Source organism: Pseudomonas sp. GW822-FHT06B12 (genome assembly GCF_058799675.1).
In genome coordinates, this window is sequence record NZ_JBXALR010000001.1 from 191,321 (window position 1) to 214,858 (window position 23,538).

General features: G+C 56.5%; 23 protein-coding genes and 1 pseudogene. 11 read left to right on the top strand and 13 right to left on the bottom strand.

All coding sequences use genetic code 11. The features are described 5' to 3' along the window. The gene (locus AC1RKH_RS00940; RefSeq protein ID WP_123425507.1) at positions 1–642 is read right to left on the bottom strand and encodes an FMN-dependent NADH-azoreductase; all 642 of its coding nucleotides are present in this window, start codon (positions 640–642) and stop codon (positions 1–3) included. Between the two features lie 107 nt (positions 643–749). On the opposite strand from AC1RKH_RS00940, the gene AC1RKH_RS00945 reads away from it, so the two are divergent. Continuing rightward, on the top strand, positions 750–1,604 hold the full coding sequence (locus AC1RKH_RS00945) for a LysR family transcriptional regulator (RefSeq protein ID WP_493060718.1): 855 nt from the start codon (positions 750–752) through the stop codon (positions 1,602–1,604). A gap of 156 nt (positions 1,605–1,760) precedes the next feature. On the opposite strand, the gene AC1RKH_RS00950 is transcribed toward AC1RKH_RS00945, so the two are convergent. Next, on the bottom strand, positions 1,761–2,540 hold the full coding sequence (locus AC1RKH_RS00950) for an SDR family oxidoreductase (protein ID WP_493060719.1): 780 nt from the start codon (positions 2,538–2,540) through the stop codon (positions 1,761–1,763). Next, entirely contained in the window at positions 2,540–2,866 is a 327-nt protein-coding gene (locus AC1RKH_RS00955) for a nuclear transport factor 2 family protein (RefSeq protein WP_493060720.1), read from the bottom strand. Before AC1RKH_RS00955 ends, AC1RKH_RS00950 begins: the two co-directional genes overlap by 1 nt. Before the next feature lie 97 nt (positions 2,867–2,963). Here AC1RKH_RS00955 and AC1RKH_RS00960 point away from each other — a divergent pair, with 97 nt between their 5' ends. Next, positions 2,964–3,305, top strand: a complete 342-nt coding sequence (locus AC1RKH_RS00960) for a winged helix-turn-helix transcriptional regulator (protein WP_123425503.1) — start codon at positions 2,964–2,966, stop codon at positions 3,303–3,305. A gap of 84 nt (positions 3,306–3,389) precedes the next feature. On the opposite strand, the gene AC1RKH_RS00965 is transcribed toward AC1RKH_RS00960, so the two are convergent. Beyond that, positions 3,390–4,601: a patatin-like phospholipase family protein gene (locus AC1RKH_RS00965; protein ID WP_493060721.1), complete on the bottom strand. Its 1,212-nt coding sequence runs from the start codon at positions 4,599–4,601 to the stop codon at positions 3,390–3,392. 528 nt (positions 4,602–5,129) lie between these two features. Continuing rightward, entirely contained in the window at positions 5,130–5,870 is a 741-nt protein-coding gene (locus AC1RKH_RS00970) for a Mut7-C RNAse domain-containing protein (protein WP_493060722.1), read from the bottom strand. A gap of 181 nt (positions 5,871–6,051) precedes the next feature. Here AC1RKH_RS00970 and AC1RKH_RS00975 point away from each other — a divergent pair, with 181 nt between their 5' ends. The 5 genes from AC1RKH_RS00975 (at position 6,052) to AC1RKH_RS00995 (ending at position 11,463) form a co-directional block, all read left to right on the top strand. Beyond that, positions 6,052–6,783: a GntR family transcriptional regulator gene (locus AC1RKH_RS00975; RefSeq protein ID WP_493060723.1), complete on the top strand. Its 732-nt coding sequence runs from the start codon at positions 6,052–6,054 to the stop codon at positions 6,781–6,783. Positions 6,784–6,920: 137 nt separating this feature from the next. Beyond that, complete coding sequence (locus AC1RKH_RS00980) at positions 6,921–8,204, top strand: MFS transporter (RefSeq protein ID WP_493060724.1); 1,284 nt, start codon at positions 6,921–6,923, stop codon at positions 8,202–8,204. 28 nt (positions 8,205–8,232) lie between these two features. Further along, the gene (locus AC1RKH_RS00985; RefSeq protein WP_493060725.1) at positions 8,233–9,078 is read left to right on the top strand and encodes an amidohydrolase family protein; all 846 of its coding nucleotides are present in this window, start codon (positions 8,233–8,235) and stop codon (positions 9,076–9,078) included. A gap of 156 nt (positions 9,079–9,234) precedes the next feature. Beyond that, the gene (locus AC1RKH_RS00990) at positions 9,235–10,566 is read left to right on the top strand and encodes an MFS transporter (RefSeq protein WP_493060726.1); all 1,332 of its coding nucleotides are present in this window, start codon (positions 9,235–9,237) and stop codon (positions 10,564–10,566) included. A 201-nt stretch (positions 10,567–10,767) separates the two neighbouring features. Continuing rightward, entirely contained in the window at positions 10,768–11,463 is a 696-nt protein-coding gene (locus AC1RKH_RS00995) for a tRNA (adenine(22)-N(1))-methyltransferase (protein WP_493060727.1), read from the top strand. Between the two features lie 83 nt (positions 11,464–11,546). Here AC1RKH_RS00995 and AC1RKH_RS01000 read toward each other — a convergent pair. Beyond that, a pseudogene (locus AC1RKH_RS01000) lies at positions 11,547–11,850 on the bottom strand (hypothetical protein). Between the two features lie 218 nt (positions 11,851–12,068). Between AC1RKH_RS01000 and AC1RKH_RS01005 the strand changes: the two are divergent. Further along, entirely contained in the window at positions 12,069–13,607 is a 1,539-nt protein-coding gene (locus AC1RKH_RS01005; protein WP_493060728.1) for a COG3904 family protein, read from the top strand. 107 nt (positions 13,608–13,714) lie between these two features. Here AC1RKH_RS01005 and AC1RKH_RS01010 read toward each other — a convergent pair whose 3' ends face one another. Beyond that, positions 13,715–14,014 carry a hypothetical protein gene (locus AC1RKH_RS01010; protein WP_493060729.1) on the bottom strand — a complete coding sequence of 100 codons (300 nt, stop codon included), beginning with the start codon at positions 14,012–14,014 and terminating at the stop codon, positions 13,715–13,717. A 430-nt stretch (positions 14,015–14,444) separates the two neighbouring features. Continuing rightward, positions 14,445–14,771: a hypothetical protein gene (locus tag AC1RKH_RS01015; protein WP_493060730.1), complete on the bottom strand. Its 327-nt coding sequence runs from the start codon at positions 14,769–14,771 to the stop codon at positions 14,445–14,447. Between the two features lie 397 nt (positions 14,772–15,168). Between AC1RKH_RS01015 and AC1RKH_RS01020 the strand changes: the two genes are divergently transcribed. Further along, complete coding sequence (locus AC1RKH_RS01020) at positions 15,169–16,095, top strand: hypothetical protein (protein WP_493060731.1); 927 nt, start codon at positions 15,169–15,171, stop codon at positions 16,093–16,095. A gap of 137 nt (positions 16,096–16,232) precedes the next feature. On the opposite strand, the gene AC1RKH_RS01025 is transcribed toward AC1RKH_RS01020, so the two are convergent. Continuing rightward, positions 16,233–16,658: a DUF1810 domain-containing protein gene (locus AC1RKH_RS01025; RefSeq protein ID WP_493060732.1), complete on the bottom strand. Its 426-nt coding sequence runs from the start codon at positions 16,656–16,658 to the stop codon at positions 16,233–16,235. Between the two features lie 173 nt (positions 16,659–16,831). Continuing rightward, positions 16,832–17,755 carry a LysR family transcriptional regulator gene (locus AC1RKH_RS01030; protein WP_493060733.1) on the bottom strand — a complete coding sequence of 308 codons (924 nt, stop codon included), beginning with the start codon at positions 17,753–17,755 and terminating at the stop codon, positions 16,832–16,834. A gap of 138 nt (positions 17,756–17,893) precedes the next feature. Here AC1RKH_RS01030 and AC1RKH_RS01035 point away from each other — a divergent pair, with 138 nt between their 5' ends. Next, positions 17,894–18,949 carry a tartrate dehydrogenase gene (locus AC1RKH_RS01035; RefSeq protein ID WP_493060734.1) on the top strand — a complete coding sequence of 352 codons (1,056 nt, stop codon included), beginning with the start codon at positions 17,894–17,896 and terminating at the stop codon, positions 18,947–18,949. 107 nt (positions 18,950–19,056) lie between these two features. Next, on the top strand, positions 19,057–20,361 hold the full coding sequence (locus tag AC1RKH_RS01040) for a dicarboxylate/amino acid:cation symporter (RefSeq protein WP_493060735.1): 1,305 nt from the start codon (positions 19,057–19,059) through the stop codon (positions 20,359–20,361). On the opposite strand, the gene AC1RKH_RS01045 is transcribed toward AC1RKH_RS01040, so the two are convergent. From AC1RKH_RS01045 to AC1RKH_RS01055, 3 genes are all read right to left on the bottom strand, one after another. Continuing rightward, positions 20,331–20,915, bottom strand: coding sequence for a histidine phosphatase family protein (locus AC1RKH_RS01045; RefSeq protein WP_493060736.1), 585 nt, complete (start codon positions 20,913–20,915; stop codon positions 20,331–20,333). The genes AC1RKH_RS01040 and AC1RKH_RS01045 overlap by 31 nt on opposite strands. 257 nt (positions 20,916–21,172) lie before the next feature. Beyond that, complete coding sequence (locus AC1RKH_RS01050) at positions 21,173–21,370, bottom strand: YbdD/YjiX family protein (RefSeq protein WP_493060737.1); 198 nt, start codon at positions 21,368–21,370, stop codon at positions 21,173–21,175. A 15-nt stretch (positions 21,371–21,385) separates the two neighbouring features. Further along, positions 21,386–23,443, bottom strand: a complete 2,058-nt coding sequence (locus tag AC1RKH_RS01055; RefSeq protein ID WP_493060738.1) for a carbon starvation CstA family protein — start codon at positions 23,441–23,443, stop codon at positions 21,386–21,388. Positions 23,444–23,538: the final 95 nt, after the last annotated feature.

Genomic DNA, 23,538 nt, shown 5'->3' on the forward strand with positions numbered 1-23,538 from the left:
TCAGCGACAAATACTATCTGCCAATCTCCTGGCCTGTTGAGTCGCGGCCTCGCGCGCGCTGCGATCAACGTCTTCGCCCATGATGGTTTTCTCGACAATCACCGAATGCACATCCGTCACGCCGACAAATTTCAGCCAGGCTTCAACATAGGGCTTCTGAAAGTCGAAGCGCGTTGCCGGGGTGATCGACTGCGCCGAAAAATCCAGGCCACGGGCGTACATCACCACAGCGGTTTTGTTGAAAAGCATGCCCTCCAGGCCGCGCTCCGCGTCAAAGCTGAACAGGATGTCTTTCTGCGATACCAGGTCGATGAAGTGCTTGAGTTTGTACGGGATGCTGAAGTTCCACAGCGGTACGGACATCACCAGCACATCCGAGCGATGCAGGTGATCTGCCAACTCTTTCAACGTGTTCCAGGCGTCTTGTTGTGCGGGGGTCAAGGGCGTGCCATTGAGTCCGGCGTATTTGGCCTCCATTGCCAGATCATCGAATTCCGGTAAAGCCATGTTCCAAAGGTCGAGCGTGATGATTTCGGTGTCTGGGGCGTGTTCTTGATAACGCGCAATGAAGCTGCGGGCGACTTCAAGAGAGGCCGAACGCTGCTTGCGTGGAGAACATTCAATATGCAGAAGAGTAGTCATGGCACGCCTCGAGTAGTGGGGGAGATAGGGCAGGTGGGCGCATTGCAACATAGTTGGATTTGAAATATAAATCGTAAATTAATACGCCATTGATCACGTATAAAACTATGTTCGATACTCTGCTGCTCAAAACATTTGTCACTGTCGTCGATGAAGAAGGCTTCAGCCGCGCAGCCCAGAAGCTGCACCTCACTCAGTCTGCGGTCAGTGGCCACGTGCGGCGATTGGAAGAACAGATTGGTAAACCCCTGTTGACGCGTACCACCCGCTCCCAGCAATTGACTCCCGATGGCGAGCGCCTGCTCTCTTATGCGCGCACGATCCTTGTACTGAACCGTGATGCCTGGGCAGAACTGACGCGCACGCCGTTTCACGGACGGCTGCGGATCGGGGTGTCCGAGGATTTTGTCGAATCGCGGTTACTGCGCACTTTTCAGGATTTCGCGGCGCAGTACCCGGGCATGGAGATCGACGTGCAGGTGGGTATTCCTGGCACGTTGCTGAACCTGATGAAGCAAGGCCATCTTGAGCTGGTCATCGGTTCTCTATGCGAAACCAGCGAAGCGGGGCTGCTGCTGTGGCAAGAACCGCTGGTGTGGGCCTGGTCGGCGCAATCCGTCACCGAGTTACCGACGCCGTTGCCGCTGGCCCTGTTCCCCGAGCCGTGCCCTTATCGAGAAATAGCGCTGACGCGGCTGGCTCAGGCGGGGATCGCCCAACGCACGGCGATGTTATGCAGCAGCGCTGCCGGGTTGCGGGCGGCGGCGCTTGCAGGCTTCGCGGTAGCGCCCATGACACTCAGTCAGTTGGGACAAGGACTGACGGTTCTTGGGGGCGAGCACGGGTTGCCGGATCTGCCGGATGCGCAATTTCGGTTGTTTACCTCTCCTGAAGCGGATCAGCCGATTGTGGCGGCGGTCACTCAGCTCATTGTGGAGTATTGCTCCACGCGGAGGGTTTGACAGTCATTCGCGTAGGGTTGCTGTCGACCCATTGCGGCGCTCAAGCGACAGAACACAGATTTACTTTTTTCACTTTCACGCTTTGTCTTTCACTCAGAGAAGTGAAGGCAAGCCGGTACGGGGCACGCCACAATTCATGCTGACTAAAGAACCGCGTCACACGGTCGGAACTGTTCCACCATCAATCACATATTCGGTGCCAGTAATGGAGCTCGCAAGCGGCGAGACAAGGAATGCGATGAGATCAGCGACTTCCTTTGGTCTGGCGGGGCGTCCGATCGGGATACCTCCCAGCGAGCCCATCACGATGTGGCGGCCACCCTCATAATCGGTGCCGTTCTGCCTCGCGATTTCCTTCACAAAGGCGACTGAGGCCTCCGTCTCCACCCATCCCGGTGACACCCGGACCACACGCACGCCCTTGGGGCTGACCTCTTTGGAAAGACCCTTGCTGTAGTTCGAAAGCGCGGCCTTGGCAGCGGCATACGCCAGGGTGGATTCAGGTAGCGGCAGCTGGTTCTGGATAGAAGTGACATGGATGATGACGCCCGAACCCTGCTTGAGCAGCATGGGCAGTAGTGCTCGGTCGAGGCGAACTGCCGAGAGCAGGTTCAGGTCCAGAGCCCGTTGCCATTCCTGGTCATCGAGCATCGCGTAGCCACCGGCGGGAGCCGATGATCCACCTGCGACATGAACGATGATATCGAGCCCGCCGAGACGATCATGGACGGCATCAATGACGCTGGCACATCCCTCGCTGGTGGTGATGTCCGTCGAGACGAAGATGTTCTCGGGCAGGTGCTCGGGACGCGAACGCGCCGCTACCAGGACTTTTACGCCAGCCTCGCGTAAGCGGCTGACGACGGCTTCTCCAATGCCCTTGGTTCCTCCGGTGACCAATGCCCGGCGGCCTTCGAGTTCCAGTGCGATGCTCATTAGCGGATCTCCAAGGATGCGATCTTGCTGTCGTCGAGTACAAAGGTGTAGGTGAGCTCGACGGGGCTACCAGGAAAGTTTCCGCTTAGCCGAGCGAGCAGGGTGACGGTCAGTCCTTTCTGCGAGCTACTCAATGGCTCGATGCTGTATTGATACTTGGCCTGCGAGGCTTGCTTCCAGGTTTTGATAGCCTCCAGTCCCTTGTAGGTGTGGCCTTCGTCGCGCACGGTGGCGTCCGTGGCGAAGCAGCGCTCCAGTATCTTGATGTCGGTATTTTTTTCGGCTGCAAGGTAGCTGGCGATTGATTCAGGCAATTCGATTTTCATGGCGTATTTCCTCGCTGATGTGAGGATGGCTTCACCCACATGCTCGCTGTAGGCTTACCAAATGGCAAGAACCCACGAAAAAGTAAGTTAGGTAAATATGAGAGAGATTTATACCCCGTCGACCGCGGCCTGCAGCGTGGAAGCAGTGCTCCGGCAACTCGAAGGCCGCTGGAAATTGGTGATCCTGTTCCACCTCTTCGGTGGCCAGGTGCAACGCTTTTCCGAGCTGGAAAAGCTAATCCCCGAGATATCCCAGAAGATGCTCGCTCAGCAGTTACGCCAGTTGGAAGCGGATGGCATTGTGCATCGCACTGTCTATCCGCAAGTGCCGCCTAAAGTGGAATATCGCATGACAGAGTGGGGCCAGGCACTGTGTCCGGCATTGGATGCACTATTGCAATGGGCGGAACTTAGGGAGACGCTCAATCCAGATGCTTGAGCCCCCGAGGTTTCGCAGCCTCACATGAGAGGCTGCAATCGACTGCGGACTCAACCGATCGATGCAACAGATTGGCTCAATCGTTCAGCGGGTGTTTCGTCGTTTAGTGATTTCCGAGGGCGGCGATTTATGCCACGGATAGCCCTTCGCGCTGAGTTGAAAGGCGTAATCGAATAAACGCTTCATGTATTCGCCATCGAATTTCTGATTGTGCGCAAAGTTAAAGTCGGAGCCAATGTACGCAAGATTGAAATCCGCTCCATCCTGCTGCGCCATACGGTAAATTCGCTCCAGGTCGCTGATGCCCTGAGTTTGAATCAATGCACTGATGGCTCGACCGCCGATACTCAATGTACGGCGTTTCGTCCCAGACCACTGCGGCTCCAGTGTCCCATTACGAATGACATAGAAATGACGTTCGAGTCGCAAAGGTGCTCCGGTGGCTCTGTTCAGCGCCATCCTGGTGCCAGGTGGGTAAAGGAACACCTGAGTGATTACCCCGCCGTCCACGTGCATTTCCTGAAACTGTTTGCTGTCAACGTCCACATCGATCATGACGGGTGAGACTGCGCCGGGAATACTCATCGACGCGATCATGATGTTGCGGAAGAGGTCGAGCGCTCCCGGTGCTTCGCTAGAGGCAATAGTGCCCATGTTCCAAGTGACTGGCCGCCCTGAATCAAGGTCGGTTGTGCCGATCAGCAGGATTCGTCCTTTGGCGTATTCCGACGCAATCGCCGCAAGAATCTCCGCAGTGACGTACTTTGTAATGAGCCGCGACAGTGGCTTGCTGTCCGCTATACCGTCGCTAGCAAGACGGGTTAGCACGTTTCGCGAATGAAAAACGTCTTTTGGACCGATGGCGTTGGCGATATACCTGATGACGTCGTCGTACTCGGATCCCAGGTAAGCGAACGGGGCGAGCAGGGCGCCCGCGCTAATGCCCGTGACGACCTTGAACATGGGGCGAGTCCCATGCGTGGTCCACCCCGTAATGAGCCCCGCTGCGAATGTGCCTGCGTCACCGCCTCCCGAAACCGCCAGCATATTTGCCAGCGGCAGGATGTTGTTCGGTTTCCCAGCCCTGGCGAGAGCCTCGCTCTCGCGTTTGTTGCCCTCAATTGCATCCTGAATGAACAGAGTCAGGTCGTGGTCCAACCAGTAGCGAGCATTGGGAATGCCTGGGATGACCGCTTTTTCCGTTAACGTTTGCGGCACAGCGTCACGGCGTGGCAAACCCCCTTGCAGGAACATGTTCAGAGTTGAGGCGCGAGGTCTGAGCGGGAATGGTTTCAAAACGCCTCCTCCGGCCCCTGCAGTCGACAGCAAGCGCGCTCATCGTACCCGAGAAAGTCCTTACCCATGGTGCCCGAGATGACTACACGCCAGCCGACTGCGACACGTCATTCGAACGCCAGGTAGCTCATTTTGCGCTCCTTTACATGATAAAAAAACTCATTGGCCGCGGGCTTCAGGTTCTATATGAACGCCTTTGAAATCTCCAGGTTAAGGGGCAGAACGTGATCTATCACCAAACAACACAATCAACCCAGGCAGGCGAGCGATCACTCAAGCTCTACATTCCTCATAGGAATGCAGGGCATAAAATTAATGAATTTTTATTATCGCGGTGCGCGGCGTAGCTTGATTTGAGGACATGGAGAACCGCCTTGAAATCATCGCCTCTGAATGCAGCTGAAAAATTTGATACCTCTCGGGCCAATGAAAACTGTCTGAATGGAACCGATTGTCAGCTATTGACCGTTATCTACCTGATGCCAAAGCCGGTTATCCCTGGCAACTCAGCCGCCCCGATGCGCTCGGCTATCGGTCCAGCAGAGGTGCCAGCAGTGCACACATGCCGCGCCAGTGCGAACCTTCCCAGTAAATCCGTTGGCAGGCGTCGCAGCGCAGGAAGCGCGAATAGAGGGCGCCAACGCGCGGTGGCACCTGCGGCCGGGCCAGTTCCGGGCTGATCTCGTGCAGCGGCAGGTTGCAATGCAGGCACAGGCTGAATGGCCGCGCGCTACGCGCCAGGTCGAGGCGCTCGTACAATTCGCGCAGCTGCAGCGACGGTTTCAGGGCATGCACGTAACAGCCGTGGCTGATGATCCGCCGCTTGAGCAGTTCGCGGTCGCGGGTTAGCACGATGCGTCCTTGCTGCGCAGCGATCTCGGCGATCTCGCCATCCTCGAAGCCATTGTCGTAGAGGGTGTCGAAGCCGCTCATGCGCAGCAGGCTGGCCAGCCCGCCAAGGTGCGCATCAGCGACGAAGCGCAGCACCCGTAAAGGTTGTGCACGAACCTTGAGCAGCGGGCTGATGTCCAGCGCTTCGAACTTGGGATACACCGCCAGCCGGTCATCGTCGAAGATCACCCGCTCGAAGCCCACCGACTCGCCGTTGAGCAGCACCAGCTCGACCTCGGTGTGCGGTATCCCGAGCGCCTCGATCATGTGCTTGACCGTCGCCCCTCGCGCGCACTCGCAGGTAAAGGACTGCCGCCGCCGTTCGGCCGGCAGGAAATCGTTGAGCTCCTCGTAGAAGCGGAAGGTTGCACGGGTCATGCTGAACAGTATGGCAGGGCTGCAGGATGGGCGAGTCCAGTCCGGAGATCTTCTTCGGCAGGCCCCATCCCCCCACCGTTCGTCCGCCAGGTTCGGTAACCCTTATTGACAGAAAAATGCATCAGGAGAATACTCGCCCCATATTCATATATATGACTAGATAACAAGGTGAATAAAGTCTATGAATTCCCTGTCCAGTGATGTCCGCCTACCGCTTTATCAACGCCTGCGTGATCAGTTGGCTGAACAGATTGCTAACAATCGCTGGCGTCCGGGGGAGGCCATTCCCACCGAAGCTGCGCTTTCAGCAGAGTACAAACTGTCCACTGGCACCGTGCGCAAAGCGGTCGACGCGCTGGTCAACGAGGGCGTTCTGGAGCGTCAGCAAGGTCGAGGCACCTTCGTTCGTCGGCCTCAGTTTCAATCTTCGCTTTTCCGATTCTTCCGCTTCCAGACCGCTGCGGGTGAACGCCAGGTACCGGAGAGTCGCATCCTGTCTATTGAGCCGGTGGCCGCGCCTTCGGCGGTGGCCCATGCGTTAGGGCTGCCAATCGACTCTCCGGTCATTCGCATTGTCCGCGTTCGTCTTCTGGATGTTCAGCCGGTACTTGCCGAAGAAATCTGGCTGCCTCGCAGTCGGTTTCAGCCGCTACTGGAGATTGACCTGAATCGAAAAGGGCCATTGCTTTACCCGATTTATGAAGAGGTCTGCGGTCAGGTCGTCGCCTCTGCCGAAGAAACACTCACCGCCGAGTCTGTAAATGACGTGCATGCGCGATTATTGAAAATACCGATCAACAGTCCCGTGGTGGTGATCGAGCGTCTGGCGCGTGACTACGCCGGTGCGCCTCTGGAGTGGCGGCGCTCCCGTGGGCATGCCGAGCATTTCCGTTACAGCGTGGACATTCGCTAGCGCATTGCCTGAATAGCGGATCGCTCACCGGCGAATCGATCGCTGCCGGACTCATCGTTTTGTTTGCCATGACTGGCCTCGTAGCGGCGCGGTTCGCTCTCGGCTGCCTCATGTTCCACTTATAAGGATAAGAAATCATGTTCAGCTGGTATCGCCAAGTCACTCCTCGGGAGCGCAAAACGTTTTGGGCCTGCTTTGGTGGATGGTCGCTGGACGCACTGGAAGTACAAATGTTCGGCCTGGCCATTCCGGCGTTAATTGCCGCCTTCGCCCTGAGCAAGGGCGATGCCGGGCTGATCAGCGGCGTCACGCTAGTCACTTCGGCCATCGGCGGTTGGGTAGGGGGGACGTTGTCCGACCGCTATGGCCGGGTGCGTACGTTGCAGTGGATGATCTTGTGGTTCTCCTTCTTCACCTTTCTGTCCGCCTTCGTCACCGGGTTCCAGCAGTTGCTGATCGTCAAGGCGCTGCAAGGCTTCGGCATTGGCGGTGAGTGGGCTGCTGGCGCGGTACTGATGGCCGAAACCATCAACCCGAAATACCGCGGCAAAGTGATGGGCACCGTACAAAGTGCCTGGGCCGTAGGTTGGGGCGTGGCGGTCGGGGTTTTTGCGTTGATTTATTCTTTCGTACCGCAAGACATGGCCTGGCGTGTGATGTTCATCGTTGGCTTGTTGCCGGCGCTCCTGATCATCTGGGTACGGCGCAATGTCGAGGAGCCCGACAGCTTCCAGCGTCTGCAAAAAGAACACGCCATCGCGCAAAGTTTTTTCAAATCCCTGGCCGGTATTTTCCGTCCTGAACTGATCCGCGTGACACTGTTCGGCGGGCTGTTGGGCCTGGGCGCACACGGCGGGTACCACGCCGTGATGACGTGGCTGCCGACATTCCTCAAGACCGAACGCAACCTGTCGGTGCTGAACTCTGGCGGCTACCTTGCCGTGATCATCTTTGCCTTCTGGTGTGGCTGCGTCGTCAGCGGATTCTTGATCGACCGTATTGGCCGCCGCAAAAATATCGTGCTGTTCGCCCTGTGCTGCGTCGTTACCGTGCAGTGCTATGTGTTCTTGCCCCTGACCAATACCCAAATGCTATTCCTCGGTTTTCCGCTCGGCTTCTTCGCGGCGGGCATTCCGGCCAGCCTCGGCGCACTGTTCAACGAGCTGTACCCGGCGGACGTGCGCGGCGCTGGCGTGGGGTTTTGCTACAACTTCGGCCGAGTGCTCTCGGCGGTATTCCCGTTTCTGGTCGGCCATATGAGTGATTCCATGTCACTGGGCTCGGCCATTGGCATCGACGCCGGGATCGCTTACGGCGTGGCGGTTATCGCTGCCCTTTGCCTGCCGGAAACACGTGGTCGCAGCCTCGACGCTGCGATCCCATCCGTCTCGGCGAAAGGCCGCGAGAGCGCCCGAGCGTGATGATCATTACTTGCGATAGATAAAACCCATGTCCGATACCTGTTCAACATCGATCACTGGCATCGATTCCCATGCTCATGTCTTTAGCCGGGGGCTGAAGCTGGCCGTTACACGGCGCTACGCCCCTGACTACGATGCCACGCTTGCGGAGTATCTGAATCACTTGGGTGCCCATGGTTTGAGTCACGGCGTATTGGTGCAGCCGAGTTTTCTGGGCATCGACAATAGCTACCTGTTGGCGGCGCTGAGGCAAGTGCCGGAGCGGTTGCGAGGAGTGGTCGTGGTGGAGCCAGGCGTTAGTCGTGCCCTGTTGAATGACATGGCTCACATAGGCGTGGTCGGCGTTCGTTTGAACCTGATGGGCAAGGCGTTACCTGATTTTCGCAATCGCGCCTGGAGAGAATTTTTCAGCCACATCGCTGATCTTGACTGGCATGTCGAATTGCATCGAGAGGTAAAGGATCTGCCGGCACTGATCCATCAATTGACGCCATTCGGTTTGAAGTTGGTTATTGACCACTTCGGACGGCCGGATGCCCGTTCGGGAGTTGATCAGCCAGGGTTTTCCGAGTTACTGGAGTTGGGATCGAGAGGGTCGATCTGGATGAAGGTATCGGGAATTTATCGTTTGGGAGGTACGCCGCAACAAAACATCAATTTCGCCCGATCGGCATTACCGCTGTTGGAGCAAAGTTTCGGCCTCCACCAACTGGTATGGGGCAGCGACTGGCCACACACGCAGCATGAGAAAAGCATCGGTTTCGGCACAGTAATCGATCAGCGGCAAGCCCTGGAGTGTTCGATGCAACTGAGCCATTCGTTGCTTGTGCAAGCACCTCAAAGGTTATTCGGTTTTGCAAAACGCGAAGGCTGAAGCTCACCCAAGCATTTGCAGATGACCCTTCATCCTACCCACGTGTAACGAGAACTTGCAGAAAGCCTGAAATGCGACGTGCAGTCAAACCTCTCGTGCCGCATCGAAAGGTTCTGCGCAAGAGCAGCCTATTACAACTACAAGAGAGCGGTTTCCATGAACAAGCCATCCAGTACTGACATTGAAAAATCGACCATGCGCAAGTTGGGGATTCGCCTGATCCCCTTTCTCGTACTCTGCTATTTCATCGCCTACGTTGACCGAGTCAATATCGGTTTCGCTGCACTGACCATGAACCAGGACATCGGCCTGACGGCCAGTGCCTTCGGATTCGGTGCCACGCTGTTTTTCGTCGCTTATGTACTTTGCGAAATGCCCAGCAACATGGCCATGGAGCGTTTCGGTGCCCGCCGGTGGATTGCGCGCATCATGATCACGTGGGGCATCGTCGGTTTCTGTTCGGCATTTGCGGTCGGGCCAATATCCTATTCGATTTCCCGGTTCCTCTTGGGCGCAGCCGAAGCCGGCTTCTTTCCCGGCGTCATTCTTTACCTCACGCAATGCATCCCCAAAGCGTACATGGCTCGAATCGTTGCGCTATTCATGGTGGCGATACCACTCTCCAACTTTCTCGGCTCACCTGTGTCGGCGCTGCTGTTGCAATTAGACGGTCTGGCAGGTTTCAAGGGATGGCAGTGGTTGCTGATACTTGAAGCCATTCCCGCCATCACCCTGGGATTACTCGCGCTGAAAGTGTTGCCCAATCGGCCAAGCGAAGCGAAATGGTTGACTCAGCAGGAACAGGATTGGCTAGGCGAGCAACTGACTAACGATAAGGCCGCGCGCGAAAGTGGTATTCCTCAGCACGCTCATAGCATAAGCGGCACCCTCAAGGCCGTGTTTACCAACAAATATGTATGGGTGCTTTCGATTATCTACATGGGCAGTTCGGCAACCAGCAACACGCTGTCGTTGTGGATGCCGCAGATCCTGAAATCGTTCCATCTGACCAACATGCAAACGGGTCTGCTGAACATGATTCCGTTCGGCATGGCCGCAGCGTTCATGATTTTCTGGGGACTGCGTGCGGACAAGAGCGGGGAGCGGATCAAGAGCACTGCTATTCCGCTAGCCATTACCGCGGTGAGCTTCGCCGCCACGCTGTTCACGGACTCCCTGAGCATTACGCTGGTACTGCTGACGCTCGTATTGATGGGTAACTATGCGATCAAGGGGCCGTTCTGGGCACTTTGCTCCGAATCCCTGCCACCGGCGACTTTGGCCACAGGGATTGCAGCGATCAATACCTTTGCCCACTTGGGCACGGGCGCCATGAGTTCGGTGATCGGTGTACTGCGTGATCAGACCGGGAGCTTTCCAATTGCACTGATGCCGCTCTGCATAGTGACCGCTATCGGTTCGCTATTGGTGTTTCTGATTGGCAAACAGAACGGTCGCGCGAAGCAAATCGCTACGGTCAGCAGCTGACTCATACAGCCTCTCAGGCTCCGCAAAGGTCGGCCAAAAGCGCCCCATGACCAGGGTTCGCTTTGGGCGATACGCGAGCGATAGGACGGGGCGAGCCATGGCCCTGGTCGCATAAAGTTGAAATGCACGGCATTGCTCGACAGAATCGCGCCCCGATCCCGGCCAAAGGTGCTGGACGTTCGTGGTGAAAAGGGGCGGCAGTTGAACGAACAGACATTGTCCATGCGCTTGGAGCGCGTGGCGGCGCATGTGCCAGCAGGTGCGCGCCTGGCCGATATCGGCTCGGATCACGGCTACCTGCCGGTGGCGTTGATGCGCCGTGGCGCCATCGCGGCGGCGGTGGCCGGCGAGGTGGCATTGACGCCGTTTCGCTCGGCCGAACGCACCGTGCGCGAGAACGGCCTGGACCAGCGGATCACCGTGCGCCTGGCCAATGGTCTGGCGGCGATCGAGCCGGGAGACGGGATCACGGCGATCAGCATCTGTGGCATGGGCGGCGAGACGATCCGCGACATCCTCGACAGCGGTAAGGCGTGCCTGAACGGCCAGGAGCGGCTGATCCTGCAGCCCAACGGCGGCGAGCAGCCACTGCGCCAATGGTTGATGGAAAATGGCTACCGCATCCTCTGCGAGGAAGTGCTGCGGGAAAACCGCTTCGACTACGAAATCATCGTTGCCGAGCGCGCCGGGCCGGTGATGTACACCGCCGAGGAGTTGTATTTCGGCCCGCTGCAGATGCAGGTACGCAGCCCGGCGTTCCTGGGCAAGTGGCAGCGCATGCTGCGCCAGAAGCAGAAGACCCTGACCAGCTTCGCCCGAGCGCGGCAGGCCGTGCCCGAGGAGAAGGTGCAGGACGTCGCCCGGCAGGCCCGGTGGATCACCGAGCTGCTGGCTTGAGCTCGGGATGCCCTCGGTCATGACGCAACTGGCGTTCGCTCAGGTGGTTGACCGCGAACCGAACGGCCCGCCTCGTTGCCGCTCTATTGATTTTTGCACTCCGCCGACACCACTTGGCAGGTACTCGGCGTACCACCGGATAGGCCGGCAAAGCGTTTGCAATTATCCAGGGATTTTTGGCGAACCATGTCCAAAGTGGAGCCCCCAGGCCAAGCCGCCTTCGCCGACAGTGGGTAGCGCTTTTGCGTAGCAGTTTGAGCCTATGCTTGAGACCGAATAGCGATGCGCGGCAGCTTTGCCTGCACATCCCGCTGTCAGCGCCAGGTTGACGGCGAGCAGGGTGAGCAGAACCCATGACGAGCATTGGCGCGCTGTTATTCCGGTCATCCCATTTCCCCTGTACCAAGAGTTGTATCGGGATGTCATTCATACACACTGTGATACACAGCGAATTCGCAGCATTGACTCTAGAGCATGGCATCGTCGTGCCCTGGTTAGCTGTATGGACTAAGCTAGGCTCTTGACCGACTGAAATACAGCAAGTGTCGGACGCCACCAGAGTCAGTCGTGGGTAATGTTGACATCACGTCAATGGAGGGGAGTTGATGGAGCCCACGCAGACATATAGCGGGCCTTTCACCTTTTTCAGGAAGCATTTCAACGGTGACTACTCTTTAGGTCGATCATACTGGGTTAACACATTCCTTATCTCCATGTTCGCGCCGATGCTAGGCATTTTGATACTGCCGTGGCTCAGCGAAAATTTTCCGGCTCGATATGGTTCTGCTGGCGTCCTGCTCGTGACAGCCAGTGGATTGCTCGTATGGGCCTGGGCAATCAGCGGGACATGGGCATCAGCAAATAAACATGTTGGTCGTGGTGGTAAACCGTTTTGGTCCGGTCTGGCCAAATTGTTCATTATTCTTGGTGTGCTCAAGACTCTTGGGGACGTCTTGAACATGGCTGGGCCTTTAAGCGAACACTGGAATGTCGCACTGGGTAGTCAGCCGGGGCCGGAGGTGAAGCTTGAGCTTCGCGCAGATGGCAAGTCGATTCTGCTAAAAGGTGGAATAAACGATGGCACGGCAGATGCGCTGTCTAAGGTGCTGGACATTGCACCCTCTGTTACGACGGTGGTTTTGTATTCAAATGGGGGCTGGGTCAGGCAAGGCGTCATGATTGCCAAGCTGATTTCTGACAGACACCTGAATACCTACGTGGAACAGGAGTGTACGTCGGCTTGCACAATCGCTTTCCTTGCAGGTAAAGAGCGGACTGCTGATCCAAAAGCGCGCATTGGATTTCATTCGTTCAAAGCAACTGGTTCGAACAACAAAATTAATAAAAACGACTCAAACTCTGCGGAAAACACGTACCGTCGGGTGGGGTTTTCTTCTTCATTTATTCAAAAAATCGTCGGCACATCGACCCAAAATGTATGGTATCCATCGCACGATGAGATGCTCGCCGCAGGCGTGCTCACTCGGCAGAGTTCTGGCGGAGAAACGGCAACGGTAGCGACATCGATGCTAACGCGAGAGCAGTTGGAAAATGCGCTAAAAAAGATACCGGCATTCGACACGCTATCGCTGAAATATCCAGACGCATTTGAGCGGATCGTAGACAAGGCGTGGGAGAAGGTTCAAGCACGAAAATCGGACGCGGAGATCATGGCTGCCGGTAGGGAGCAGGTGAGTTATCTGATCGCGTGGCTTTTGCCCTTGGCAACCGATAAAACGATATTGGACTACAGCCGCTTAATGTTTGACCAAGTAAAGGCAATAAGCCTTAAGAGTACGGATGCCTGCGTAGAAGCGGTCTTTCCGAAGAGTACGCCGAAGGACACCAGATCACTTTTGCCGCCTGAACTGGCGGCACGTGAGCTGACCCTGCTGAACGACCTGGTCCGTGGTAGTGACCCGAAAAATGCAATACAGGTCTCGGATCATGAGCGCCAGTTAATTATCACTAAGGTGCTGAAGTTGCTTTCACAAGATCAAATTCAGTTACTCGCATCGAAAGAAAGGACAGCGGCCTCATCTCCTGCTGTGTGTAAAGCTGTAATTGCGTATCTGGGGGCTATAAACGCACTCCCTGAACATGATCGTGCTCGTTCTCTTAGAGCAATTTACTCGGCAAAATAGTTGGCTGTAGTAGTCTAATTAAACCAGGCGCTCATTACTGATGCAGCCGGGCCTGCGCCGCAGTGGCCGAGGGAAATATGCTGGTAGGCAGATTGCACCGCGATGAATCATGCACCACGGATGTTTAGAATTATAAATAGTGAGAATAACAATACAAGAATGCTTGTTGCTATTGCATAGCAAAAGCTAAAGCCAATTTTTATGAGTGATATATCGTCTGCTGCGACGTGATAGCCGATATAGCCATTTGTCAAGGCGGATGCTACGACGCCAATTACCAAAATGGAAGGCGTCTTGTAGTCGGGAGCAAACAGTGGGATGAGTATCACATACGTTCCGCTTGTTAAAATGCTGAATGAGATAACAGTTTTTATCGCTGAGATAATATTGTCTTTCGTTGCGCTCATGTTTTTTTCCTTCTGATAGTGTTTTTTAATCAAGACTATTCAGTTTGGTCGCGCATTTTGCATGTCGGTTTTTTGAGTCTAGCACTGCGACCTGCCACGCACGCCCCTGGATTTGGCAACGATGAACGGCAGGCTATGGACTGTAGGCAGGATTGATAAACCAAGCATACTGCGTCAGCAGTGCCGCAACCAAACCGATTCCTCCTTGAATGCACACCCACCGAACAGCTGTTTTGCTACTAAGCGATTCGCTTGAAATACTAAACATGGTTTTCATGTACCACATCCAGACGCGACTTTGTCTGACATGGCCGAGCACGCGCTCTGGTGCAAACGCCATTGCAGCCGATATAAATATACACCATAAAATCATCAGCTGTAGAGTTAGCCAAAGCATATATACCTCCCGTTGCATTTCTCCAATGTTTTTTTAGCTAAGCGAGGTTATTTTCAATGTCTGAATAACATCCTTTGGTTTTTTCTTGTAGCATTTGATCATGTGGTCGCAATAATCGCCGACAGTGCGAATGGTCAAGTTGCCAGAGCTGATTGCTTTGTATGCTTTTCTGTTGCATACATCGAGTATATCGCCTTCAATTTTATCATATTCATTTGGGTTAAATAGACCGGGAGAGTGGGTGGCTTTCAAGTCACTTCCAAATACCGCCTCTTTGTTAAGAGAATTCACCGAGACATTGAAGATGTTCGCAATTCGTTGCAAGGCAAATTCTCGGACAATTTCATCTGGATCGCTCATGACACACTCTCATATCATCATGTTTCACAACTGCAATTACCTGGAGAACTGGCATTCCAGGCAGTTTTTCCTATCACACCCAATCATAGACACCTTCTGCCACGACCGACGCAGTAGCAACAGCATTCGCGATAACCTCAGCAGTTGTTCGTCCAAGAACTCTCTCTGTTGGTCTGAGCATAAGGGTCAGGATGCTTTCGTCGTGAAGTGCGAGGTCGACTAAGCCTGGGAGGGACACACACGTGGAAGAGGCTACAGTTAACCAGTCGACGCCAGGAACGATGTCCGCTCTCAACCCCATGGCAACCTGTCACGGGTAGAAAACGGCCAGTGCCTGAAATCCAGGCGTGGCGCGCCAAAAGGGGGCTATATGTTCCGATGGATGAGGGAGTTGTGGGTGGGATCGGATCTGGTCGAGTTTGAGAGTTCGTTCGGACTGGCGGAATCTGTTGAACGCCTGAAAGCCGCGACACGGCGCTGGGCTATGTTTACGCTTTCGCGAGAAGCGGCCATGGGAACTGTGACGGAGTCTCGCGTTTCGCTCCAACGTGTCATCCCGATGGTGCGCAACTCGTTCAAGCCAGTTTTCGTCGGCCGATTCCAGGTGCGTCAAAACCAGGTCGTGCTAACCGGGCGTTTTGCGCTGCACTGGTCAGTTAAGCTCTTCATGGGCTTCTGGTTCGGGTTTTGTGTGCTCCATACAGCATTGTCATTATTTGCCGCTGTGCCTGCGCCAGACACTACACTCTTGCCGCTGGCGGGGTTTGCGATGATTGCCTGTGGCATTGGCGTGATGCGGATCTGTATGTGGTTTGCCCGCAATGATCGGGCATGGCTGTCTGACGTTATTCGCACAGCGCTGAGTAATCAGGTCGCAACTCCATCAAAAGGTTTGTCGCCAAGTGAGCTTCGGAGTGCCCCAAAGCGGCCACCCACTGTCATCGTGATTGTCACAGCGGTGCTCGCCTTCCAAGGGCTTATGCTCTGCGTTTCTGCCATAACGGATATCCAGCCTTCCCTGGGCGATCCAAGTGGTTCGGTCTTTACCCACTATGCAGACGATAGACTTCGCTATCTTTCCGTCATCTATGGCGCCGTAATGCTCCCGCTGGCTTTCGAGGTTTATCGCCAGCGCATGTTCGCTTGGCGAATGGGGTTCCTGGCGCTTTTTGGGGGGATGGCCATCCAGATACTTGGCTTGCTTTCCCGAGAGGATCTTGGCGATGCACGTAATCAGACCATGATCTTCTGCGTCGCTTCCTTGGTGATCACCATCGTCTGGGCGTGTTGGTGGTACGCGCAGCGCGTCCATTTTCGCGAATGATCGAGGAAGGTTCGCTTTTGCCGATTCCTGCCGGCCATCAATAGCAGCTGCGAATGGTCAGTTGCATCAACCCCAACTGCCCGATCACGCTGTCTTCGAGGTTCGACGTGGTGTTGGCGACGTAGCTCGCGTCGACCTTATTCTCCAAGAAGGAACAGGGTCCTGGTGTCTGGCTCGCCGGCGAAGAACTGATCGAGGGCCTGCTGGAATAGCGGGTGTTCGGGCTTGATGCTGGCGAACAGCGTGAGGCAGGAGCGCAATTTCAGGTCATCGGGGTGGCCAAGGATTTGCAGTGCGCTCTTGTCGCTGTGTTGCAGGAGGGTACTGACGCTTTCCTCCAGCCGTGGACCCAGCACGTCATGCAGCAGATAGGCCCGGGCTTCGGCAGTACCAGAAATGGCAAAGCGTTCGGCTATCTCGCTACGCCCTAGGCCATGCAGTTGCGGGAAGATGAACCACATCCAGTGGCTGGTCTTGTGCCCGGCACGCAACTCTTCCATGGCTCGGCTAAAAACCGGGCGCTGGGCCTCGACGAAACGAAGAAGATTGAAGGGATCGTGCACGTTTGTACTCCCTGAATTGGCAGACACTGCAAAGCCTGGTGGCGCGGGCCGTTTGAACCAGAGTGCAGAAACACAACGCCGCGCCAGGTCATGCCGAATGATTCAGCTTGTAATGGTATGACACATCGGCGAAGGCAGCAGTTTCATCGAAAGCTGACGCAGGCCAACGCTGTTCAGTCGAACGACGATTGTGGCTCTTCCAGGTGATCAATGTGCTTGAAGCGCTCAACCAGGAAATCGATCAGGCTGCGCACGCGCGCCGACAGATGCAGCTGTTGCGGGTACACGGCATAGACGTCGGCGCGAGTCGGTGTCTGATCTTCCAGCACCAGGCGCAGGCGACCACTGCGCACATACCGGGCGATGTCCCATTCGGCCCGAAGCAGAATTCCATAACCTTCCAGCGCCCAGTTCAGGGCTACTTCACCGTCGTTGCAGCCTAAGGCTCCGCGCACCTTGATGTTTTGAGTGCGCCCACCGTTGGTGAAACTCCACACACCGTAGGGCGTTTCGTTTTGCCGCAGGAAGATGCAATTGTGTTGCTGTAAATCCGTCAGGCGTTGAGGTATGCCATGTTTTTCCAGGTACAGCGGCGAGGCGCATAACAGACGGCGATTGGAGGCGATCTTGCGTGCGTGGAAGGCCGCGTCCGGCAGAGTGCCGAAACGAATACCCAAGTCAAACCCGTGAGTCGCCAGGTCGAGCGGGTGATCGCTGATTTCCAGCTGTATTTCCACCTCGGGGTATAGCGCGAAGAACGCTCCCAGTGCAGGGCCAATGTAGCGCCGACCGAATCCCAATGAGGCGTTGACGCGAATCAGGCCTTTAGGCGTCGCCCGGCTGCTGCTGATCAACTGCTCGACCTCATCGATCTGCGTCAGGATGCGGGCGGCATGCGAAAAATACAGTTCACCTTCCGAGGTCAGGCTCATCGAGCGCGTGGTGCGGTTGACCAGGCGTATGCCGAGCCGTGCCTCCAGCGCGGTCAGGCGTTTGCTCACCGCCGGCGGTGTCACACCAAGCTCTCGAGCAGTCGCCGCCAGGCTGCCTTTGTTGGCCAGAAGGTAGAAAAAAGACAAATCCAGGGTTTGGCTCATTGGTAACTCAAATTCATCTATGTAGTGATTTGGAGTAACTCACGCTCATTTGTTCACTACATATACTCCGCTCACACCCTGCTTGAACACCCCTGTTCGACAGGCACAACAAGAACGTGACGAGAGTGGAGTTGATTGATGAGCGCATACAAAATTGCTGCGGTTCCAGGTGATGGTATCGGTGTTGAAGTGATCGCCGCGGGCGTCGAGGTGCTGCAAGCCTTATCGAAAAAATCCGGCTTCGAACTGGACTTCAAACACTTCGACTGGAACTCGGATAACTACCTGAAAAACGGCTACTACATCCCGGAAGGTGGACTGGAAGAACTGAAGACCTTCGACGCCATCTTCTTTGGCGCGGTCGGTGCGCTCAACGTAGCGGATCACATTTCTCTCTGGGGCCTGCGCCTGCCGATTTGCCAGGGCTTCGACCAGTACGCCAACGTGCGTCCGGCTCGCGTACTGCCGGGGGTAAAAAGCCCGCTGCTCAATGGTGATCAGATCGACTGGGTGGTGGTGCGTGAAAATTCCGAGGGCGAGTACTCCGGCAATGGCGGTCGGGTCCATAGGGGCCTGCCTGAAGAAGTCGCGACCGAAGTGTCGGTGTTCACCCGTGCCGGGGTAGAGCGCATTCACCGCTTCGCTTTCGAACTGGCGCAAAGCCGTCCACGCAAACACCTGACCATGGTCACCAAATCCAACGCTCAGCGTCACGGTATGGTGCTGTGGGATGAGATCTTCTACGAAGTCGCCAAGGATTTTCCGGACGTCAGGATCGACAAGGAACTGGTCGACGCGGTGACCACACGTATGGTGCTCAAGCCATCGACGCTGGACGTTATTGTCGCCACCAACCTGCACGCCGACATCCTGTCCGATCTGGCCGCTGCTTTGTCCGGCAGCCTGGGCATCGCGCCGACCGCCAACCTGAATCCTTCGCGCAGATTCCCGTCGATGTTCGAACCGATCCACGGCTCGGCCTTCGACATCACCGGCAAAGGTGTTGCCAACCCGATTGCGACGTTCTGGACGGCCGCCATGATGCTCGAGCATCTCGGCGAACCAGCGGCGGCGAAGCAGCTGATGTCGGCCATCGAAGCCGTGACGGAAAGCGGTTTGCATACCCCGGACCTGGGAGGGAAGGCCACCACCCGCCAGGTCACTGATGCGGTCATCGAATTGATCAACCGCTGAAATTTTCCACCGATTGAAAGGAGTACTGCGGCGCACCGCCAAGGGGCAGATCACTGAATCCGACCCCTTGGCATTTCCTGACAACAATAAAAAATCAGGGCCCTGTCATGAAAAGAATATTTGGCAAACTCTACGTACAAGTGCTCATCGCCGTGATCCTCGGCGCCATCGTCGGGGTGTTCGTTCCCGAAACCGCAGCAGCGCTCAAACCCCTGGGCGACGCTTTCATCAAGCTGATCAAAATGCTCCTCGCTCCGGTGATTTTCCTGACCGTGGTCACGGGTATTGCACGCATGGAAAATATGAAGGAGCTGGGCCGTGTCGGCTTCCGGGCGCTGCTCTACTTCGAAGTCGTGTCCACGCTGGCGCTGGTCGTCGGTCTGGTGGTCGTTGATGTGTTCAAGCCCGGCGCGGGCATGAACATCGATGTCGCCACGCTGGACACTTCCAGTCTGGCAACCTACACCTCAGCGGTGAAACACGCGTCGTTCATGGACTTCGTCATGAACATCATTCCCGACACCATCGTGGATGCCTTCGCCAAGGGTAACGTGCTGCAAATCCTGCTGTTTTCCATCCTGCTCGGCATTGCACTGGCGCATGTGGGACCGCGCGGAAAAATCTTCGTCGAGACGCTGGATAGCCTGATGCAAGGGATGTTCCGCATCGTCAACATGGTCATGCGCCTGGCCCCCATCGGTGCATTCGGCGCCATCGCGTTCACCATCGGTAAATACGGCTTCGGCTCGTTGTTCTCGCTGGGCAAGCTGATGGCCTGCGTCTACCTGACCTGCGCGGTATTCGTGATCTTTGTGCTGGGGCCGATCTGCCGCTACAGCGGTTTCAGCCTGTGGAAATTTCTGAAATTCATCAAGGAAGAACTGTTCACCGTACTCGGCACCAGCTCTTCGGAATCGGTGCTGCCGCAGATGATTTCCAAGATGGAGAGGGCGGGCGTTTCCAAACCCGTTGCCGGGATGATCATTCCCTCCGGTTTGACGTTCAACCCGGATGGGCAGGCGATCTATTACACCATCGCCGCGATCTTCATCGCGCAGGCAACGAACACCCCGCTGACCCTGACGGATCAGTTGATCGTCCTGGCAGTCCTGATGTTTACCTCCAAGGGATCTGCCGGTGTCACCGGCTCGGGATTCATCATTCTTGCGGCGACGTTATCTTCCCTCGGCACCATTCCGGTGGCGGGAATGGTGTTGTTGCTGGGCGTCGACCGGTTCATGTCGGAAGCACGAGCGATCACCAACACCATTGGTAACGGTGTCGGCACCCTGGTCATTGCCAAATGGGTCGGGGCGCTGGACACAGTGAAAATGCACAAGGCGCTGAACGGCGAGGTCGAAGAGGAGAAATCCGAGACGGTTCAGGCAGAGGTCGCCGTGCCTTGGCTCTGATTCATTCGATAGGTCGTTGCGCTCCAGTAACGGTTGCCATTGCTTTTATGGCGAGTCCATCCGGCAGCCTCCAACTGCTTCGCGATCATTCGATTCATGAATCCATGACCGAGCAGAAGGACTGGCCCTTCGTTGGCCAGGGACTGAAGTCGTTGAGCTGCCGTATTCGCGCGTATTCTGGCCTCACGGGCAGACTCGACCTTCCCCGAGAAGCCGCATAACCATAAAACTCGAAGAATAAATGCCCACGTAAACGGTGAAAGGCGCGGCAGTGTCCATCGTCCATAGGGCAACTGCGCCTCGCAGAAAATCTCGTCTACAAGGGTCGGCTGAAGGCCCAGCGCCCGAGCAGATGTCAGTGCCCGGGGCGCACTGCTCGACACGATCACTTTGGCGCTGACGGCCAGCGCCACACTGGCCTTCGGAACCGGCTGGTCGATGATTTCGGATAGCTCGTATTGCACGATCCAGCGTTTCATATCGAGCGCTGAAACCTTGTCGACCACGACCAGATCCGGCTGGCCATGTCGCATCAGGATGATTTCCTTGTCCACTGTCATTACGTCCTTGTTTTGCTTTCCCGCAATAGTATCAGTTGGAAGTGAGGCAGGCGCCGAGAAAGCCGCTGAGGATCGTTACCGGGATGGGAGAGGACAAAGGTGGTTCTCCTGATGACTGAAGGAACACAAAACGAATGTGGGAGCGAGCCTGCTCGCGATGGCGGACTGTCAGTCAACACGAATGTTGAATGCAAGACCGTCATCGCGAGCAGGCTCGCTCCCACAGGGATCGCGTTAACCCGGCAGCCGGGTTAACAGCACTTCGGCCCACCCTTGCCACCGTAACGAGACTCCTGGCGTTCCCGGAAGAACGCCTCGTAGCTCATCACCGGTTTGTCCGGGTGTTTGGTTTGCATATGCTCGACGTAGGTGTCGTAGTCGGGCATGCCGACCATCAGGCGCGCGGCCTGACCGAGGTATTTACCGAGGCGACTCAGGTCATTGAACATAGTTGCAATCCTCGATTACGCGTCCGGAACAGCCTGGAATGGCGATTCTTTATCCGTGCGTTCCTTGCTGCCCCAGGCGGAAATACCGACCTTGAGCGCATAGAACAGGATGCTGAAGACCACGAACAGAAACAGCGCCGTCAGCGTTGCGTTGGTGTAGGCGTTGTAGATCACGTGCTGCATCTGCGTGATGTCCTTGGCCGGTGCGAGGATCTGACCGTTGGCCAGCGCATCACTGTATTTCTTCGCCAGCGACAGGAAGCCGATCGCCGGGTTGGCGTCGAACAGCTTGATGAAACCGGCGGTGGTGGTGCAGATCAGCAGCCAGGCCGCTGGCAGCAGGGTCACCCAGATGTAGCGTTGGCGTTTCATTTTGATCAGCACAACGGTGCCGAGCATCAGCGCGATACCGGCCAGCATCTGGTTGGAGATACCGAACAGCGGCCACAAGGTGTTGATGCCACCCAGCGGGTCGATCACGCCCTGGTACAGCAGGTAACCCCACATCGCCACGCAACCACCGGTCGCGATCAGGTTCGCAGTCCAGGACTCCGTACGTCTGAGCGCTGGCACAAAGGAGCCGAGCAAGTCCTGCAGCATGAAACGCCCGGCACGGGTGCCGGCGTCGACCGCGGTCAGGATGAACAGCGCTTCGAACAGGATCGCGAAGTGGTACCAGAACGCCATGGTGTTTTCACCCGGCAGAACACTGTGCAGGATCTGCGCGATACCGACCGCCAGAGTCGGCGCACCGCCAGCACGGGCCAGGACGGTGGTTTCACCGATGTCCCTGGCCACCGCTTGCAGGGCTTCCGGAGTGATCGCAAAACCCCAGCTGCTGACGGTCTGCGCAACTTGCATCACATCACCGCCGACGATTGCCGCCGGGCTGTTCATGGCGAAGTAGACGCCCGGCTCGATCACCGAAGCAGCAACCATCGCCATGATGGCCACGAAGGATTCCATCAGCATGCCGCCATAACCGATGTAACGGGCATGGCCTTCACTGGCCAACAGTTTCGGCGTGGTCCCGGAAGCGATCAGCGCGTGGAAACCGGAGACCGCGCCACAGGCGATGGTGATGAACAGGAACGGGAACAGCCCGCCTTTCCATACCGGTCCGGTGCCATCGATGAACTGGGTCAGTGCCGGCATTTTCAGCTCGGGCATGGTGATCAGGATGCCGATCGCCAGGGCCATGATGGTGCCGATCTTGAGGAAGGTCGACAGGTAGTCGCGTGGCGCCAGGATCAGCCAGACCGGCATTACCGCGGCAACGAAACCGTAGCCGATCAGCATCCAGGTGATCTGGATCCCGGTGAAGGTAAAGGCTTTGGCCCAGACCGGATCAGCGGCAATCTGCCCACCGAGCCAGATCGAACCGAGCAACAGCAGCACACCGACGATGGAGATTTCACCGATGCGACCCGGGCGGATGTAGCGCATGTAAATGCCCATGAACATCGCGATCGGGATGGTCGCCATCACCGTGAACATGCCCCACGGGCTATCGGCCAGGGCCTTGACCACGATCAGCGCCAGCACCGCGAGGATGATGATCATGATCAGGAAGCAGCCGAACAGCGCGATGGTCCCGGGGACACGACCCATTTCTTCACGGACCATGTCGCCCAGGGAGCGGCCGTTGCGGCGGGTGGACATGAACAGGACCATAAAGTCCTGAACCGCACCGGCCAGCACCACGCCGGCGATCAGCCAGAGCGTACCGGGCAAATAGCCCATCTGCGCCGCCAGTACTGGGCCGACCAGTGGCCCGGCGCCCGCGATGGCGGCGAAGTGGTGACCGAAGAGAATGTGTTTGTTGGTCGGGACGTAATCCAGACCATCGTTGTTGACGACGGCGGGGGTGGCTCGACCGGGGTCGAGCTGCATCACCTTATTGGCGATAAACAGGCTGTAATAGCGGTATGCGACAAGATAGATAGCGACTGCTGCGACTACGATCCAGAGCGCGTTGATGGCTTCGCCGCGGCGCAGGGCCACGACACTCAGCGCAAAAGCTCCCAGGACAGCCACGGCAAACCAGGCGAGGTGTTTAGCCAGACGGGTCATTGCGTGTCTCCTGCCGACAGCCAGTGGACTGCGGCGGTAATTTTTATAATTGTGTCCGCTATGCGGAGCTGGCCCAATATCCGCGTATGCCGTCA